The 16,326-nt window shown below is 44.6% G+C and carries 15 protein-coding genes, 2 tRNA genes, 1 pseudogene and 1 riboswitch; of the genes and pseudogenes, 7 read left to right on the forward strand and 11 right to left on the reverse strand.

Features of this window, described 5'->3' with window-relative positions:
* Positions 1-220, reverse strand: a pseudogene (locus LAY57_RS32300) (hypothetical protein); the annotation flags it as partial.
* 392 nt (positions 221-612) lie between these two features.
* On the opposite strand from LAY57_RS32300, the gene LAY57_RS32305 reads away from it, so the two are divergent.
* Positions 613-771, forward strand: coding sequence for a hypothetical protein (locus tag LAY57_RS32305; RefSeq protein WP_249071290.1), 159 nt, complete (start codon positions 613-615; stop codon positions 769-771).
* 132 nt (positions 772-903) lie between these two features.
* Here the strand turns inward: LAY57_RS32305 and LAY57_RS32310 are convergent, their stop codons facing one another.
* Complete coding sequence (locus LAY57_RS32310; protein WP_249071304.1) at positions 904-2,322, reverse strand: hemolysin family protein; 1,419 nt, start codon at positions 2,320-2,322, stop codon at positions 904-906.
* 163 nt (positions 2,323-2,485) lie between these two features.
* A complete protein-coding gene (locus tag LAY57_RS32315; protein ID WP_249071291.1) occupies positions 2,486-3,166 on the reverse strand; it encodes a hypothetical protein in 681 nt (226 codons plus the stop codon).
* A gap of 175 nt (positions 3,167-3,341) precedes the next feature.
* On the opposite strand from LAY57_RS32315, the gene LAY57_RS32320 reads away from it, so the two are divergent.
* Positions 3,342-3,414, forward strand: a tRNA-Ile gene (locus LAY57_RS32320).
* A 194-nt stretch (positions 3,415-3,608) separates the two neighbouring features.
* Here LAY57_RS32320 and LAY57_RS32325 read toward each other — a convergent pair.
* Positions 3,609-4,058, reverse strand: coding sequence for a hypothetical protein (locus tag LAY57_RS32325; protein WP_249071292.1), 450 nt, complete (start codon positions 4,056-4,058; stop codon positions 3,609-3,611).
* A gap of 73 nt (positions 4,059-4,131) precedes the next feature.
* Here LAY57_RS32325 and pyrE point away from each other — a divergent pair, with 73 nt between their 5' ends.
* The 4 genes from pyrE to LAY57_RS32345 all read left to right on the forward strand — a co-directional run bounded on the left by pyrE (position 4,132) and on the right by LAY57_RS32345 (position 6,167).
* The gene (pyrE, locus tag LAY57_RS32330) at positions 4,132-4,752 is read left to right on the forward strand and encodes an orotate phosphoribosyltransferase (protein WP_249071293.1); all 621 of its coding nucleotides are present in this window, start codon (positions 4,132-4,134) and stop codon (positions 4,750-4,752) included.
* A gap of 169 nt (positions 4,753-4,921) precedes the next feature.
* On the forward strand, positions 4,922-5,284 hold the full coding sequence (locus LAY57_RS32335; RefSeq protein ID WP_249071294.1) for a hypothetical protein: 363 nt from the start codon (positions 4,922-4,924) through the stop codon (positions 5,282-5,284).
* A 113-nt stretch (positions 5,285-5,397) separates the two neighbouring features.
* Positions 5,398-5,742 carry a hypothetical protein gene (locus LAY57_RS32340; RefSeq protein WP_249071295.1) on the forward strand — a complete coding sequence of 115 codons (345 nt, stop codon included), beginning with the start codon at positions 5,398-5,400 and terminating at the stop codon, positions 5,740-5,742.
* A 74-nt stretch (positions 5,743-5,816) separates the two neighbouring features.
* A complete protein-coding gene (locus LAY57_RS32345; RefSeq protein ID WP_249071296.1) occupies positions 5,817-6,167 on the forward strand; it encodes a hypothetical protein in 351 nt (116 codons plus the stop codon).
* Between the two features lie 133 nt (positions 6,168-6,300).
* Here LAY57_RS32345 and LAY57_RS32350 read toward each other — a convergent pair whose 3' ends face one another.
* The 7 genes from LAY57_RS32350 to LAY57_RS32380 form a co-directional block, all read right to left on the reverse strand.
* A complete protein-coding gene (locus tag LAY57_RS32350) occupies positions 6,301-7,167 on the reverse strand; it encodes an alpha/beta hydrolase (protein WP_249071297.1) in 867 nt (288 codons plus the stop codon).
* A gap of 123 nt (positions 7,168-7,290) precedes the next feature.
* Positions 7,291-8,670 carry a phosphomethylpyrimidine synthase gene (thiC, locus tag LAY57_RS32355; RefSeq protein WP_249071298.1) on the reverse strand — a complete coding sequence of 460 codons (1,380 nt, stop codon included), beginning with the start codon at positions 8,668-8,670 and terminating at the stop codon, positions 7,291-7,293.
* Positions 8,671-8,678: 8 nt separating this feature from the next.
* Positions 8,679-8,775, reverse strand: a riboswitch (TPP riboswitch).
* 393 nt (positions 8,776-9,168) lie between these two features.
* A tRNA-Thr gene (locus LAY57_RS32360) sits at positions 9,169-9,240 on the reverse strand.
* Positions 9,241-9,272: 32 nt separating this feature from the next.
* A complete protein-coding gene (gene sbcC, locus LAY57_RS32365; RefSeq protein ID WP_249071299.1) occupies positions 9,273-12,299 on the reverse strand; it encodes an exonuclease subunit SbcC in 3,027 nt (1,008 codons plus the stop codon).
* Between the two features lie 133 nt (positions 12,300-12,432).
* Complete coding sequence (locus LAY57_RS32370) at positions 12,433-12,777, reverse strand: type II toxin-antitoxin system PemK/MazF family toxin (protein ID WP_249071300.1); 345 nt, start codon at positions 12,775-12,777, stop codon at positions 12,433-12,435.
* Complete coding sequence (locus LAY57_RS32375; RefSeq protein ID WP_249071301.1) at positions 12,770-13,036, reverse strand: hypothetical protein; 267 nt, start codon at positions 13,034-13,036, stop codon at positions 12,770-12,772. Before LAY57_RS32375 ends, LAY57_RS32370 begins: the two co-directional genes overlap by 8 nt.
* 221 nt (positions 13,037-13,257) lie before the next feature.
* Positions 13,258-13,656, reverse strand: coding sequence for a response regulator (locus tag LAY57_RS32380; protein WP_249071302.1), 399 nt, complete (start codon positions 13,654-13,656; stop codon positions 13,258-13,260).
* A gap of 157 nt (positions 13,657-13,813) precedes the next feature.
* Here LAY57_RS32380 and LAY57_RS32385 point away from each other — a divergent pair, with 157 nt between their 5' ends.
* Positions 13,814-16,183 carry an NACHT domain-containing protein gene (locus LAY57_RS32385; RefSeq protein ID WP_249071303.1) on the forward strand — a complete coding sequence of 790 codons (2,370 nt, stop codon included), beginning with the start codon at positions 13,814-13,816 and terminating at the stop codon, positions 16,181-16,183.
* Positions 16,184-16,326 lie beyond the last annotated feature (143 nt).

Consider the following 16,326-nt stretch of genomic DNA (forward strand, 5'->3'; position numbering starts at 1 on the left):
GACCTATTTTTTTTTGACAACAAGCTGTAAAACCCGCACGCAGTAAGGGTTTTACAGCTTGTTGTCTCCCCCCCAGGGGTTGCACGACTACTTCCATCGGGATACCATCTTGTTCAACCCCATTGCTGTCAGTTGATTCAAGAGATTTCAAATTAGCTGCCCTCTGAATTCCGACATCAGAGGGCGCGGTCAATCCTCTTGGTAGATAACCCAGTGTCATTGTTCCCATTAGAACTAAAACTAACGCCAAACAAAATAAAAGGGAGTTACGCACGATCTTTCACTATTAACTGAACTACTACTTGAGCTAGTCCTGTAGTGACACCAGAGTATCTCATAGACGCACCTACGCGCCTTGCCACCAACATTCTTGCCCCACAGCGATGATTGGAAATAACCCACAGAAGCTTTATTGAATAAAATAATTTTTTTGATTACATCATTAAACTCCAGGTAATGTCAACCAAAAACTAGATGTTTTTCATCAGGATAATTAATTCAGTAAGTCTATGTAAAACTGTCAATTACTACTATCAGTAGTCAATCTAGATGCGATTTAAGTGAAAACCAGAACTCACCCGAAAAAATATTGATGTTATTTATAAAGTAATTATGAATTTAGCGGTTAACCTCATCCGTACCATGCCCTTTGCGGATGCCATCCACATAAACTTTATTGCTGTTAGAGTTTCTGGTGGAGCGAGTTTTTCCAACGAGAGCAGTTCTATTTTGCCTTTAGCCATACCTGTGTTGTATTCAAGTGGGGGTTAAGCTCAAAAGCGAATATTGATCGCCCCATTAGCGCGAACAGTATGGTTGTCGCCAGAAAAACTAAACCAGATCTTCCCGATCGCATCGCATATTTTGTACACTCATCCATTCAATAATTAATAGTCTTTTGATTTACAAATCTGAGTCTAAGTTTTTGCTGGCAGTGGGATCTTCTTCTGGCGCGATCGCTTTTTCCTCTGATAACCCCAAGCTATTCATGTGCTGAACAACATCTGATGATGGTTCCAGGCGTCGAACGCGAATTTGGTGCAAGCGCGGCCCTTCAGTGGAAACAACGGTAAATTCGATATTTTTATACTGTAAAGTTTCGCCGGGGTTAGGAATTTTTTGTAGTTGGTAGAGTAGAAAACCACCTAAAGTTTGGTATTCGTAGGTGAGGGGCAAATCCAGATCTAACAGATCGTTGAGTTCTTCTAAATTTATCTGGGCTTGTACCAGAAAAGTTTGTTCGTCCAAACTTTGGACAATTACTTCTTCGGTGTTATCAGATTCGCCAGTGTCGCCAATGATTTCGGCAACCAGATCGTTAAGAGTAAGAAGTCCTGCTGTACCGCCAAACTCATCGACTACCATAACTATTGCATGGTGCGATCGCTGCATTACGGGTAACAATTCGCTCAAAGGGGTATATTCCGGTACAAATCTCACCGGGCGAATCCAGGGTAGAATTGCTGTGTCTAGGGATAAACTACCTTGGGCTAAAGGTTCTGCCAGTTCTATGAAGTCAATAATGCCGCGAATGTCGTCTAAAGATTCTCCCATCACGGGGTAGCGGGAGTGGCCTGCGGCGGCAATTTCATTGAGCAGCATCTGGAATGTGGCAGTACTGGGAATGGCGGTAATGCTGGTGCGGGGTACCATAACTTCTCCCGCCAAAACATCGCCAAACTCGAAGACGTTTCGCAGCAGTTCTCGTTCTTCTGCTTGCAGTCCCGTCGATTCGGTAGAGGTGGTGATAATCCGTTGCAATTCTTCGGGGGTGACTGGTGGTTTCCAACCTTGACCTGTGTAGCGGATGCCTACGAGTCGCAACAGCAAACGGGTGGATTGATTTAAAATCCAGATAAAGGGTTTGAAGAAACGCGCGATCGCTAAACTGAGCGGGCCTAAAAATCGCGCGATCTGCTCGGAGAAAAGTATCGCTACCGTTTTCGGGCAAAGCTCTCCTAAAACAATCTGGAAATAGGCAATCAGCGAAAAAGCTACTGGTATAGCTAGGCTATGACCAATTATCTGACTCATACTTCCGGGTAGGGGCAGTCGCGCCATCCAGTTTGCCACCAAGACTGCCATTGTATTTTCACCAATCCAACCCAAGGCCAGACTAGAGAGAGTTATACCTAGCTGGGTTGTGGAGAGAAGCCGATCGATATTATGTTGTAGGTATTGTACTGTCTTAGCTTGGGCATCACCAGCGTCTACCAGATGGTTGATGCGCGATCGACGCACTGAAACGATCGAAAACTCAGCGGTGACAAAAAAAGCATTGATCGCAATTAGTATTAGCACCGACAACAAGCGCAGCACCATGTCTGGCCATGTTATGGAAGTTGGGACTTGACTAACTAATCCCGGATTCGCGGCCAAGACAACCACAGTGGTGGCAAGCATTTGCAAAAAAGGCAAGTATGCCAAAGGCGGTCAATTCTAGAATCAAAAATCAAAAATCGATTAACTTTTGACTTTTGTTTTCTTATCTTACTGGAATACCAGAGGTTTGGAGCCGCAATTGTTGATCCGGATAATCAGTGAGGGTGAGTGAAATTCTTGAGGCACCTTCCAGCACAGTGGTGGGAATACTCACCGTACCTGAAAATGCCTCACCATTGGCTGGCAATTCTCCCGGTAAGCCCTCCGCACTCGCACTTAAGGGGCGGCCCCGGTCATCGGTAACATCCAAGAAGCTATAAAGAAACTTTACTGACTGGGAACTTTCATTCTTCAAGCTCACATCCAGCAGCAAAGAGCCTTGTTGCTGACGAACCGAACGGATTTCTAGGGTTACACCCTTATCTTTACTAACAATGGGAAATCCAGCTGGGGCAGCATCGGACTGGGTAGGGTCAACCGCCGAGAGCAGTTTAGTGCGGTTGTCGGTGTTGTTCTTTTTTTCTGGCTGACGCTGTTTAGACTTTTGCATCATCACTTTCACAGTTTTGATGATATCTGCCTCTTTTAGCATCACCACCGCTTGCGCTCCCGGCGGCGTGTCGTTAAGGTTCTTCGTCTTGGTGATTGGACGGGCATCCGGTTGACTTACGCCTTTAAGGGCTTCATGCCCCAAAGCAAATCCCCACATTCCGCTGACAAAGCCAGCTCCAAGCATTAGAACGAGCAAAAGTAAAGTTACGGCTACAGTTAAGTTCAATTTCATGGTTGATAGGGTTCTGGGCTTTTTTCCCTAATTTCGATCCAGCTAACGATGAATATCTTAGTTAAGATGAAGGCTTGTCGAACTAAGCTGACTGATTATACAATAAGAGAACAGTTCACTCAGGACTGAACGATATGCGATCGCCATCCCGTCAAGGAGTGGCTAAGCACAATCAGCGCCTTTGGCCGATTGGGGAGGCAGCGAGCTCATAATTCGCCTTCAGACTGGTTCGATTCCAGTAGGGCGCACTTTATCCCCTAACTTAACTATTGTCCAAAATGTGGTTCACACATAGCCTTTTTCATCTGCCTGGTAATTGAACCTGTTAGCATAAAATAATAAAAATGACTTTTATTAGGAAAATCCGCCCTCTAAGAGAGGGCAGTTGCTGGTGTTACCCAGGTTTTCCTCTCGATCGCAGTTTATGTCCACCAACTTGCCACTAACGTGGCGGCTGTTCCTCGTATATAAACTCACTTCCCCTGACTGGTGTACTGACATTGAGAGTGCCGAGCTGGAACAATGAAGTATTATAGGGGTTGGGCAGATCTGGCGTGCGAATCAGTGGATCGTTGGAAACCTGCTGTCTCATCACATCTACATATAATTTGTGAAGTGCTTTACTATCGCGAGTAATTTCGTTTTCAGGAAAAGGGCCAAACAGTAAGTTAAATTGCCGCCCAATAGAACGATTTACAAAAGCTTCTCTGTCGTTGCTAAAGAAAGTTCGTTCAAATTGTCGATCGATGCCAATACTTCTGGGACTTAGGGGTATTGTGTCTGAGTTGAAAGTTTCTGCTTGGGCCTTGGGGACAAAGCTAAACAAGCTACAAGAGGAACTCAGAATTAATGTACCTACAACACTGCTAAACCGCACGCTCATGACGTTCACCCTCACTTTTCCCAAATCTTAACTCATCTTTGAGTCTAAAATCATTGTTGGCTCTTTTAAATTATCAACTGCGATGACCAGTGAAATCAAACCGCCAGATGGTTTAAGTGTTTGGGCAACAACATCCGATACAAGTACGCTGCGCCAGCAACTGCTCGATTTATTCTGCCAACTGGCTTATCAGTCGGGTGACTTTGTTCTTTCGTCGGGTCAGCGTAGCTCTTATTACATCAATGGTAAGCCGGTGACGCTGCATCCTCAAGGGGCTTTGGCGATCGGACGTATCCTTTTATCGATGCTACCAAGTGATACTCAGGCGGTGGCTGGGTTGACGTTAGGCGCAGATCCGATCGTATCCGCAGTCAGTGTCGTTTCTGCTTATGAAAATCGTCCTATACCAGCGCTGATTATCCGCAAAGAAGCTAAGGGACATGGCACGAGAGCATATATTGAAGGCCCGCAGTTACCAGATGGTGCGAAAGTGGTGGTTTTGGAGGATGTGGTAACTACTGGCGGTTCGGCGCTGAAGGCGGTTGAGCGTTTGCGAGATGCGGGTTATATCGTTGAGGAAGTGATTTCGCTGGTAGATAGAAAGCAGGGTGGTGCTGAGTTATACCAATCTGTTGGGTTGAAGTTTGAGGCGGTGTTTTCGATCGGGGATATTCAGGAACGGTATCAGCAGTTAAAAGTTTAAAATAAAGGTAAGTATTGCTAATTCTAGCCGTGATTTTCAAAACACGGCTAGAGTGAGGATAATTAGAACAGAGATATTAGAAAACGAAAGGCGAAAAACAGGTTAAATAAAGCTAAAAAATGCTAAATTATGGCGGATATTTTCAAAGCAAAATAAGGAGGAAATAGTTATGACAGAAACACCAAATAACAAAAGCAGAAAGACTGAATGGACAAAAGAAAAGAGCGAGAAATTAGCTTCAGATATTACAAAACTGAAAAATAGTGCTATAAAATTGAGAGATAGTGTTATAAAACAACCAGATATTGTTTTAGAAGTGCCAGATAGCATAGATGGTATGAGGTTTAAATCTCAGGAATTATTAGAGATAGCGGCGCAGCAAGAGCAAGAAAATGAAGCCAGGAAAGCTGAAATAGCAGAAGCAAATCGCAAGTCAGACGAATGGCTAGAAGAAAGCAATCGCCGTTTCTATACATTGCTAGAAGAAGTACGTTCATATAGACGCGATCGGATTGATGGGGAAAGTCAGTGATAAATAAAGCAGTTACGAAAAGCTATTTAGAGTATTGATGGGGAACTGCTTATTCTGGTGTGCTAAATTATAATAGACGCAAAGGTAATAAAGAAGTTTGAGGGGAAATAGTCATGACAGAAACACCAGGCAATGAAAGCGGAAGAGTTAGATGGACAGATGAAATGCTGGACAAATTAACCTCAAATGTTTCGGAACTAAGAGAAAGTGTTTCGGAACTAAGAGAAAGCGTTTCGGAAGTGAAAGATAGCGTAGATGGAGTAAGGATTACAACGCAGGGATTGTTACAATTAGCACTACAGCAACAGCAAGAAAATGAAGCTAGGAAAGCTGAAATAGCAGAAGCAAATCGCAAGTATGAGGAAGAGAAACAGGAAAGCGATCGCCGTTTCTATACCTTATTAGATGAAGTGCGTTATTTAAATAGAAGGGGCGATCGTAATAATGGGGAAAGTTAGCGATGAAAGTGGTAAAGCAGTCTTGATAATTTAAATCATAGAGCGTAACGTTGAAGTTTGAGGGGAGGATAGTTATGACACAAACACCAGATAATGAAAGTGGAAGGGTTAGATGGACAGATAAAATGTTGGACAGTTTAGCCTCAGATGTTTCGGAACTAAGAGCAAGTGTTTCGGAAGTAAGAGAAAGCATTTTAGAATTACGAGAAAGCATTTCCGAGGTGCGAGATAGTGTAGATGGGGTAAGGATTACAGCGCAGGCATTGTTACAGATAGCAGCGCAGCAACAGCAAGAAAATGAAGCTCGTAAAGCAGAAATAGCTGAATGGAAAGAGGAAAGTAATCGCCGTTTCTATACCTTATTAGATGAAGTGCGTTATTTAAATAGAAGAGGCGATCGTATTGATGGGGACAGTCAGGGATGAAGGAGGTGCTGAATTATACCAGTCTGCGGGGTTAAAGTTTGGGGCGGTGTTTGCGATCGCCAAACATAACGATTATGGTTTTTAGGATGAAATAGTGTGTGGCTTCGCTGATGGAATAGTTAGTTAGGGATTTTCAGGGTAACTTTAGAGATAAATTAGCAAAATTTTGAATCGCTTTACGATATTGGTTAGTATTAAAAAACAAATCTCCGTTATTGTGTTTTGCTCCCGGAATTAGCAGCAATTGTTTGGGATAAGGTGCAGCTTTATAGAGTTTTTCGCTCATGGTATGAGGAATCATAGGATCGGCGATTCCGTGAACGAACAGGACTGGTATTCGTAAAGATTTAACTTTATTAATAGAGTCAAAACGATTAGTTAAAATTAACCCGATCGGGAAGCTCCGAAAGTAAGGATAAATTGCTATCATATCTGCCATAGAAGTAAAAGAGCTTTGCACGATTAATCCAGCGGCTTCTGGATGTTTTATAGCCAATTCAATAGCAACTGCACTGCCTAATGAGTGACCGTAAATCAAAATTTTATCGGCAGGAATTGTTTGCTGCTTTACCAGATAATTCCAAGCCATTTCTGCATCTTGATATAATTGTGATTCTGTTGGAAAATTACCTTGACTTTGACCGTATCCTCGATAGTCAATTAAGAGGACTGAAAAACCTAATTGCTGAAAACGATAAGCTTGATTAACATTAGAGCCAATATTTAATCCTCTGCCGTGTAAATAAAGTAAAGTTCCTAAATTTGATTTTTTAGCTGGCATCCACCAGCCGTGAATTAAACCACCACCTAAATGTTTAGGGACAGGCAAATAAATATTTTTGTAATTTATTTTGTAGAAGGCAGGGGTTTTCTGAAAACTATGCGTTGGGATGAAAATAAAGCGTTGCTGTAGAAAGAAAAGGATAGCACAAATGAAGCTATAGGCAATAATTAAAGTTGAGAATAGTTTTAAAAACCCTTTTTGTTTAGTTTTCCACATAATTACTCAACAGTAGAGTAAGCGATACCTACCTTACTAAAGAATAGCTTTTTTGATTGTAAACTCATTTTCAATATATCCTTGGTCAAGTAGTAAGATGGGCAATGCCCACCTTACGTTAGTTTAAGCGCTAGGAACTGTCACAGGTTCCTTCGCCAAAAACTTCTCCAATTCTGTCAAAGCATCGGCATCAACTTTTGTCTGCATCGGGCAGAATTTAGGCCCGCACATCGAGCAGAATTCAGCAGTTTTGTAGATATCGGCTGGCAAAGTTTCGTCGTGATATTCTTTGGCCCGCTCGGGGTCTAATGATAACTCAAATTGGCGGTTCCAATCGAAATTGTAACGCGCTTTGGAGAGTTCGTCGTCGCGATCGCGTGCGCCTGGACGACGACGGGCAATATCGGCAGCATGGGCAGCTATTTTATACGCAATTAACCCGTTCCGCACATCTTCGGCATTTGGCAAACCCAAGTGTTCCTTGGGTGTTACATAACACAACATTGCCGTACCGTACCAGCCAGCCATCGCAGCACCGATCGCAGAAGTGATATGGTCATAACCGGGAGCAATATCCGTCACCAATGGCCCTAGCACATAGAAAGGTGCTTCCGAACACTCTTCCATTTGCTTCTTGACATTGAACTCGATTTGATCCATAGGCACATGACCCGGCCCTTCCACCATCACTTGCACGTTATCTTCCCAAGCTTTGCGGGTGAGTTGTCCGAGGGTTTTCAGTTCCGCGAGTTGGGCTTCGTCAGAAGCATCGTGAGTGCAACCAGGACGCAGGGAATCGCCTAAGCTGAAGGAGACATCGTACCTCTTGAAGATTTCGATGATGTCGCGGAAGTGGGTGTAGAGAGGATTTTGCTTGTGATGGTGCAGCATCCACCGGGCGAGGATACCGCCGCCGCGAGAGACGATGCCGGTAATGCGGTTTCTCACCAAAGGTAGGTGTTCAATCAGAATCCCGGCGTGAATGGTTTGATAGTCTACGCCTTGTTGGGCGTGCTTTTCGATCACGTGGAGAAAGTCATCGGCTGTCAGTTTTTCGATCGTGCCGTGAACGCTTTCTAGGGCTTGGTAGACGGGTACTGTGCCGATGGGAACGGGGGAAGCTTTGATAATAGCGGTGCGAATTTCATCTAAGTTACCGCCGCCTGTGGACAAGTCCATCACGGTATCGGCACCGTATTTCACCGCCAGTTTCAGCTTATCGACTTCTTCGTCAAGGTTGGAAGAATTGGGGGAAGCGCCGATGTTGGCGTTGACTTTACACTTAGAGGCGATACCAATACACATCGGCTCTAAGTTAGTGTGATTGATATTCGCGGGGATAATCATCCGCCCCCGCGCCACTTCCTCGCGAATCAAGTCAGCTGGAAGGTTTTCCCGCTGGGCGACGTAGTGCATTTCTTCAGTGATAACGCCTTGACGGGCGTAGTGCATTTGAGAAACGTTGCTTTGTCCGCTACGCTTCGCTACCCATTCGGTACGCATATTGATTTTCCTCAAATAAACAGCTTCCCTCCGCTGGTATTACCCAGACTCAGGTACTAAGGGTCTAATCTCAGCCCGGATTTACAGGCACCCCTAGCTATGGCTGTTGATTGTAGCACTTTGGGTTGAAGCTGAGTTGAGGGGAGTTGGAAATCTTTATGGAACGGGGACACTTAGATAAGCTGCTACGCATTTAATTTGTATGTTTAGCGGGAGTGGGAGAGTGGGGGAGTGGGGGAGTGGGAGAGGAATTGAAGGTTTGATTGCCGGATTAGAAATATCCGAATTAGATGCGTGTTAGCTTAATCGGTGATGGGTAATCGGTAATAAATAAAGTTACTCCCTTCCCGCCAGAAGATTTTGTATTTGTGGGCTGAAAACTGAGCGATCGCTTATACCAAATCCGGTAAATAAATCATCCCAGTTTCTTTCTTGTAATTATCGCTCATCTCGATTCAAACCCAAAAAGCGATCGCCAAAATTCCGATCTTTCACAAAAGCCGATAGTGGGATTTGAACCCACGACCAACTGATTACGAATCAGCTACTCTACCACTGAGCTACACCGGCACGATTTATTACTATAACACACTTTATAGAAATTAGATCGACAAACTTAACTGAGATCCATCTTGAGTTTTGACAACTTCGATCCGCGCTTGGAACGCTTCCTTGAAGGATGGCATATGGGTGACGGTGAGGATGCAGGCAAAATCTGAGGCGATCGCATTTATCGCCGCAATCAAGCGATCGCATCCCTCCCGATCCTGAGTGCCAAACCCCTCATCCACAATCAGCATTTGCAGCGCAGTCCCCGCACGCTGAGCCAACAGACGCGCCAAAGCGAGACGAATGGCAAAATTAATCCGAAACGCTTCCCCACCAGAATAAGTCTCATAAGGGCGAGTACCGCGAGCATCAGCGATCAAAATGTCCAAAGTGTCAATCAGTTTACCCGTTTTCTTAGAAGTCCGACCGCTGCGCCCAGCTTTTTGGGTGACAAACTGAACGTGCAACTGGTTACCGCTCAACCGCGCCAAAATCGAATTAGTTTCGGCTTCCAACTGGGGCAACACATTCTCAATCATCAGCGTCTGGATACCGTGTTTGCCAAAAGCTTTACTCAGTTCTTCATAAATGCGATATTTCTGGCGGCATTCGATCAGTTGTTGCTGCTGCTTGTCGTACTGAACCTGAAGGTTTTCCAGCTGAGTGGAGAGTTGTTGCAGACGCCCCAAGCTCGCCAGCTGCTCATCCAATTGGCGGCGACGATCGAATATCTGCCCTTCCAGGATTTGAATTTCCCCAGTCGCATCTGGCATAGTGCCAAGCTGATTGACAATTTGCTCAATTTGTGATGACTGAGCTTCTCGATCGCGCGATCGCACTTCCAAAACCTGAACTAACTCCTGAAAACGTTGGCAAAGTAAAGGATATTGCTGCTGAGCCTGACACAATTCCTGATAGCGGAGTTGCCAAGATTGGGCTTGACGGACAGACTTGCGGATCGCATTATGTCCATCCAAGTTATAAGAAATCTCAACAATTTGGCGATCGAGCGTGGCAATCTGCCTAGAAAATTCCGAATTTGTTTGCAGTTGCTCGATCTGGCGTTTAATACCAATAATTTGAGCCAAAATCTCTGGCTGTCGCGTCGCCACCTGAGCTTGACGCTGCTGAGCCTGTTTAATTCTATCCTGCTTAACCTCTGCCCAACGGCACCGCTCAACCTCATTTCGAGCCAAAGCGTGGTTTTTCTCATCGTAGTTGAGTTGTTGCAGATGTCCATCTAGCTGCCTCAATTCTTGCTGCACATCAACAGCGTAGTCACTTGTTTGGAGCGATCGCTCAATCTGTGCAGCTTCAGCTACTATTTGTTGCAGACGATCTTGAGCATCGCCAGTCGCCGCAAGTTGCGCCTGCAATTGTCCTCGATGTTCCCGCAAACCATCATACTCAACCAATTCCTGGGATAATTGCTTATATTCAGCCCTTAAAACCTGAAGTTCCGCCTCAGATGCAGCCAATTGCTCCCGAACAATCCAAAACTGCTGCTCCATCTCCTTTTGCTCGGTTTGGGTTTTGTTTACCACACGCTTCCAGTGGTGTTCGTCGAGGGGCCGATCGCACAACGGACAAATCGCATCCGGCGTCCGCAGCATCTGAATTTTGTGCGTCAATTCTCCCAACTGTCTTTCGTATTCCCGTTGATTTTCCTGGAGACGTTCGACAAAACTGCGCCTTTCCAGCCCTTTTTCCTGCACTCGCTGTTGGCGAACCCGTTTTTTCTCCAATTGCTCAATTTGAACAGCAACTTCCATCACCGCCTGCTGTAACTTTGGCTGACGTTTTTGCTGCACTTGCAGTTGCGATACAGAAGAGTGAAGTTCATCTAACCTCGCACTCAATCGAGCTTGAGAGCGTTCCAGTTGGCTTTGTAACTGCTGGCGACGTTGCAGTAAAGGGGTAACCTGCAAGTGCAACCGATCCATCTGATTAAGGCGACTGCGAGCCTGCTGCAATTGTGCCAGCCCCGCTTCTACTTCAGCAGATTGACTGAGGGTTTGCTGAATTTCTTTTTCCTGTTGCGCTAAAGCTTCTAGTTGAGCTTGAGCGTGTTGCAGTTGTTTATTCAGTTCGTTGATAGCTCGTTCTTGCTGTTGTTGTAACTGTCGCCGTTGTTCCTGTGCAGCTTGATGGGTTTGAAATTTGCTGGTAAGGGTTTCTTCCTGGGCTTGCAAATGTTGGAAATTTGTATATCCAGCCGTTATTTCACCTTGCTGTTGCAGAAGAACTTCCAGTTGTTGCTGCTGCTGTTGGATAATGGCTGAGTCTTGCTGGAGACGATCGCAATCTTGTACCAAATTTTGATATTGCTGCCGATGCCAACTTAGCTGTTGTTCCCAAGTTTGTCGCTGATGGTGTAAGGATTGCAGCTGTTGTAGCCGTTCTGTATCTTCTAATTGTGCTTCTCGCAGCAGAGTCAGATTGCTTTCTAGAGTAGCTTGTTCTTGAGCGATCGATCCTCGCTCCTGCAACTGCACTTTAATAGCACCCAAATTCCGATCTAACTCATCCGCCTGTCCCTTCAACTGCTTGGAAAAATCCTTCGCTTGTTCCGCCAGAGTTTCGTACTGATTCAGTTTGAGTAAATCGGCGAGAATTTCTTTACGTTCCCCCGGTTTTTTGAGCATAAACTCATCCGCCCTACCCTGACGCAGATAAGCCGAATTGATAAAAGTTTCGTAATCCAGCTTCAAGTGATCTACAATCAACTGCTGAGTCGATCGCATTCCCCGCTCAGTCAAAGCCCGAAAACCACTAGGCGTCTGCACCTGAAATTCTAGAACCCCACCGCCGCCAAGACGACGGGCCCGAATTACCCGGTAGATTACATCTTGGTTCTTGAACATGAAATCAACTTGGACTTCATCAGATCCCGCGTGGATAACATCATCTTCATTACCAGCACGACTTTCACCCCAAAGCACCCAGGTAATAGCTTCTAGCAGGGAAGATTTACCCGCGCCATTGGCACCGCAGATACAAGCCGTATGCAGTCCACGAAAATCGAGGGTTGCTTTGCGATAGCTAAGGAAGTTTTTGAGGGTAAGTTGCAGAGGGATCATTATAGACTGTCGCGCTACACTCTTATTTAACAAATAGCAGTACGAACGTACTGTTGTATAGTCTTTCAAGGGAAAAAATAAGGATTTTAGGTATGAAGTAGAAATACTGGTTGCGGAAAGCCGAGCTTGAGAGCTATGAATAAATACTTAGAACAATGGCTAGCGCATCGGTAATTTCTTGCATGGCTGTATCAGAAAGGGTTCCCAGTTGCTGGATAAGTCTTTGTTGCGAGACTGAGCGCACTTGAAAAGTATCGGCTCCTGAGAGCTTAGTCAAACCGTTCTCTGCATTGCGTTCCAGTCGCACCATCCATACTCTCTCTGCAAAATCCTCTTTCCATTCTGTGATGGGGACAATTACCTTTAGTCGCAAAACCCCAACTTTATCTTTGCTGACGATAACAGCAGGGCGAGTTTTGCTGATTTCGGCTCCAATAGTAGGCTCTAGGTTAACCAGCCAAATCTCTCCTCTACGCATATGAATCTATTTTGGCAAAATGTTCATCTGTACTTTCGCAAAAATCTTCGCCATCGAGAGCAGTGAAAGCAGTTAACTCCTCATCTTGTAAGTAATCTAGTATTGCAAGTTGAGCTGTCATCGCGAGTTGTTGCTCTTTCTCTTCTGGGGTGAGTGATTTCCATTCTTCCCGCGCCAGACATAAGGCTAGTTTGGCAATGGTTAAACGATCTGCGTTGCTTTGGTGCTTGAGTGCTTTCAAGATTTCTGCCTTTGTCATGGGTAGTGTAGTGAGTTAGGTGGACGATAGTCTTGCGTATTGCGCTGCCTTCAAATCTGATTGTCTCTCAACTATTAAAGCTGTTGCCATAGGTTGTCCGGTTTATTGGGAGTACGATCGCGCTCCCTTCACACTTTATTATCATCGTAAAAATCAACAAAACCCGCCGATGCGGGTTTTGTCTGGTAGATTTGCAAAACACAAAGGCGCGATCGCATCTGTTAGCTTTTTGGTAGCATTGCCCGGATCTGATTCAAAAACTCTTGATGATCGACCACTGGCTTGGGGATGTAGCCATCCGCACCGCTTTGTTCGAGTAAGTTTTCCCGATCGCCCTCGTTCGCGTGCGCTGTAACTAAAATCACAGGTAGTTTAGCCGTTTGGGGGTTTGCTTTCAGCATTTGAGTGATCTGAAGACCGTTCATTGGCTTACCCCGGTAATAACTGTTACCCAGAGAAACGTCCATCAGAATGATCTGCGCTTCCCCAGATTGGGCAATTTGGATTACTTCTTCTACATCTTCGGTGTGGCGTACCCCTAAGCCGCCTCCCTTAGTCAAAATCTTAGAGAAAACTTTAACGTTTATAGCCTCATCTTCAACAATCAGAACGGTTGTCATAAGAAAGTCCCAGATACAATTGAATTCAAACCCAGACAATTCCAGCATTACAGCCCGATGTTAGCCTCATGCTTGAGTAATGTTAGTGCAATGTTAGGCTTGGCTGACTTAGCAAACAAATTTAACAAAACTTTAAAAAAAGCTTTATAGGTGGGATATGTCAAGATCGCTCCAGGTATCTCCAGAAGGTATAAAAGAGGCAGAAAAAGCCTTCACTCGCGCCGGATTGACGCAACAACAGCTTGCCGATCGAGTAGGTTGCACTCGCCAGACAATTAGCAACTTTTTACATGGCAAATCGGTAGATAGCTACATTTTTAGAGAAATCTGCTTTCAGCTTGAGTTGGACTGGGAAAAGATAGCTGCACCTGAGCCTGCTGAAAATAATCTTAGCCCTAGCACCGATATTGACGCCCTCGTGCAAGACATCCGAGAGAAGCTACGCCCCACCATCCAACAGAGGTGTAGCACAATACGAGTGCTAGATATGACCCAACCCATCGGTTTAACCGACATCTACACCAATGTCAACATTCTAGAGCAAATCACTGGGTGCAGACCGCTGACAATTGCTGAGCTGATGCAAGTATTCGATCCAGATTCGGGAAATTTCGATCGCTTTGGACTGAGCAGAATTACCAGAAAACGAGTACCAGGGCTAGAAGCTGTAAAATTTTACCCTAAGCTGATGGTATTGGGCAAGCCCGGATCGGGTAAGACAACATTTTTAAAGTATTTAGCAATTCAGTGCTGTTATGGTGATTTTCTCAACCATTTAGTGCCAATCTTTATCACGCTCAGAGACTTCGCAGAGGCAAAAAATAAGGGCGAACACATCGAATTAATTGACCAGATGTTGTTGAATTCTGGCATTACAGATATTCAACTAACTGAGTTGCTCAAACACGGCAAAACATTAATATTACTTGATGGTTTGGATGAAGTCAGAGAAGAAGATGCCAGCCGAGTTATCCAGCAGATTAAGGAGTTTTCAGATCGTTACCAAAACAATCGATTTGTTATCACCTGCCGCATAGCAGCGCAGGAATATACTTTTGAAAAATTCACAGAGGTAGAAGTTGCCGATTTTAATTACACCCAAATCAAGGCATTTGCAACCAAGTGGTTTCAAGTCAAAGAAAATCGCTCTTCAATTATTTTATCTGCTGAGGAAGAGATTCAAGCTAATACAGCCGATCGATTCATGCAGCAACTGCAATCAAATCCTTCAATTAGAGAACTGGCGACAAATCCTTTGCTGTTAACGCTGCTGTGTTTAGAATTTGAAGACGCGGGTGATTTCCCAGCCGATCGCGCAGAGTTATACAAACGAGGCATTACTACTCTACTGAGAAAATGGGATGCCAAACGCGGTATTGAGCGCGATCGAGTTTATAAAAAGCTGTCGGTACAGCGCAAGGAAGATTTACTCAGTCAAATTGCCTTAACTACTTTTGAGCGCAAAGATTATTTTTTTAAACAACAGGCTGCTGAATCTTATATTGGAAATTTTATTCGCAATTTATCCGATGCCCAAACTGACTCGGAAATTCTGCACCTAGATAGCTCGGCGTTGTTGAAATCGCTTGAAGCACAGCATGGAATCTTAGTAGAAAGAGCTAGGGGTATTTATTCTTTTTCTCATCTGACATTTCACGAGTATTTTACAGCTAGAAAAATTGTCAGCAGTTCCGAACCGCAAGCGTTAGAAAAAGCTTTACAAAATTTAGTCAGCCATATTACGGATAAATACTGGCAAGAAGTATTTTTATTAGCAGTAGGGATGTTACAGCCTGCTGATTATCTGTTGCAATTAATGAAAAAGCAGGTTGATTTGCTTGTAGCTGGTGATGAAAGTTTGCATCAATTTTTGATGTGGGTAAGAGATAAATCGCTTTCTGTCAAGGTTCCTTATAAGCCTGCTGCTGTGCGGGCTTTTTACTTTAATCTTGCCTACGATCGCCACCCTCAGCGCGATTCAGTTGGTTACCGCGATCCAGAATTGATCCGCGCCCTCGATTGTCGCCTTTTTACTCTAGTTATTTTAGGCAATATCCGCGCCCTTGAGGTCGGTCTTGATGATATCCTCGCTCTGGTTTGCGATCGCACTCTTAAGCTCGATCTGAATAATTATCCATACGCTTCCACTTATGCTTTTAAAGGGGCTTTTTTCCTAGCGTGCGATCGGGCCCTATACCTCGAACCTAAGTTAGGACAAGCTTTGCAAGGACTCAAAAACCAACTTCCCGATCCCGATGCTGACAAGTGGAAATTTAAACAATGGTGGGAAGCTAATAGTCAAGCTTGGATAGAGCAATTAATATCGGCGATCGTTAAGCATCGCAATATAGGTCACAATTGGCATTTCACCAAACAGCAAAAAAAGTTGCTTCAAGCTTATTACAACGCCAATAAATTACTGGTGGAGTGCCTCAATACCGATTGTTATGTAAGCCGCGACGTGCGACAAGAAATAGAGGATAATTTGTTATTACCAATTGCAGAGATAGAGCGGCAAAAAGGGTGATTTCGCAAATGGATCTTCACAAGCGATCGCAAATATACAGAACTTACGCAAAAACCAAGGTTTTGCCCCTCTTCCCTCTTCCCTCTTCCCTCTTCCCTCTTCCCTCTTCCCTCTTCCCTCTTCCCTCTTCCCTCTTCCCTCTT

It is taken from the genome of Argonema antarcticum A004/B2, assembly GCF_023333585.1.
GTDB lineage: Bacteria > Cyanobacteriota > Cyanobacteriia > Cyanobacteriales > Aerosakkonemataceae > Argonema > Argonema antarcticum.

Bases quoted from the DNA above. Each gene is read 5' to 3' on its own strand.
- sbcC (WP_249071299.1), bottom strand. From the start codon at position 12,299: ATGATCCCTCTGCAACTTACCCTCAAAAACTTCCTTAGCTATCGCAAA.
- LAY57_RS32335 (WP_249071294.1), top strand. From the start codon at position 4,922: ATGACAGAAACACCAAATAACAAAAGCAGAAAGACTGAATGGACAAAA.
- LAY57_RS32370 (WP_249071300.1), bottom strand. From the start codon at position 12,777: ATGCGTAGAGGAGAGATTTGGCTGGTTAACCTAGAGCCTACTATTGGA.
- LAY57_RS32345 (WP_249071296.1), top strand. From the start codon at position 5,817: ATGACACAAACACCAGATAATGAAAGTGGAAGGGTTAGATGGACAGAT.
- LAY57_RS32375 (WP_249071301.1), bottom strand. From the start codon at position 13,036: ATGACAAAGGCAGAAATCTTGAAAGCACTCAAGCACCAAAGCAACGCA.
- LAY57_RS32315 (WP_249071291.1), bottom strand. From the start codon at position 3,166: ATGAAATTGAACTTAACTGTAGCCGTAACTTTACTTTTGCTCGTTCTA.
- LAY57_RS32310 (WP_249071304.1), bottom strand. From the start codon at position 2,322: ATGGTGCTGCGCTTGTTGTCGGTGCTAATACTAATTGCGATCAATGCT.
- thiC (WP_249071298.1), bottom strand. From the start codon at position 8,670: ATGCGTACCGAATGGGTAGCGAAGCGTAGCGGACAAAGCAACGTTTCT.
- LAY57_RS32305 (WP_249071290.1), top strand. From the start codon at position 613: ATGAATTTAGCGGTTAACCTCATCCGTACCATGCCCTTTGCGGATGCC.
- pyrE (WP_249071293.1), top strand. From the start codon at position 4,132: ATGACCAGTGAAATCAAACCGCCAGATGGTTTAAGTGTTTGGGCAACA.
- LAY57_RS32385 (WP_249071303.1), top strand. From the start codon at position 13,814: ATGTCAAGATCGCTCCAGGTATCTCCAGAAGGTATAAAAGAGGCAGAA.
- LAY57_RS32350 (WP_249071297.1), bottom strand. From the start codon at position 7,167: ATGTGGAAAACTAAACAAAAAGGGTTTTTAAAACTATTCTCAACTTTA.
- LAY57_RS32380 (WP_249071302.1), bottom strand. From the start codon at position 13,656: ATGACAACCGTTCTGATTGTTGAAGATGAGGCTATAAACGTTAAAGTT.
- LAY57_RS32340 (WP_249071295.1), top strand. From the start codon at position 5,398: ATGACAGAAACACCAGGCAATGAAAGCGGAAGAGTTAGATGGACAGAT.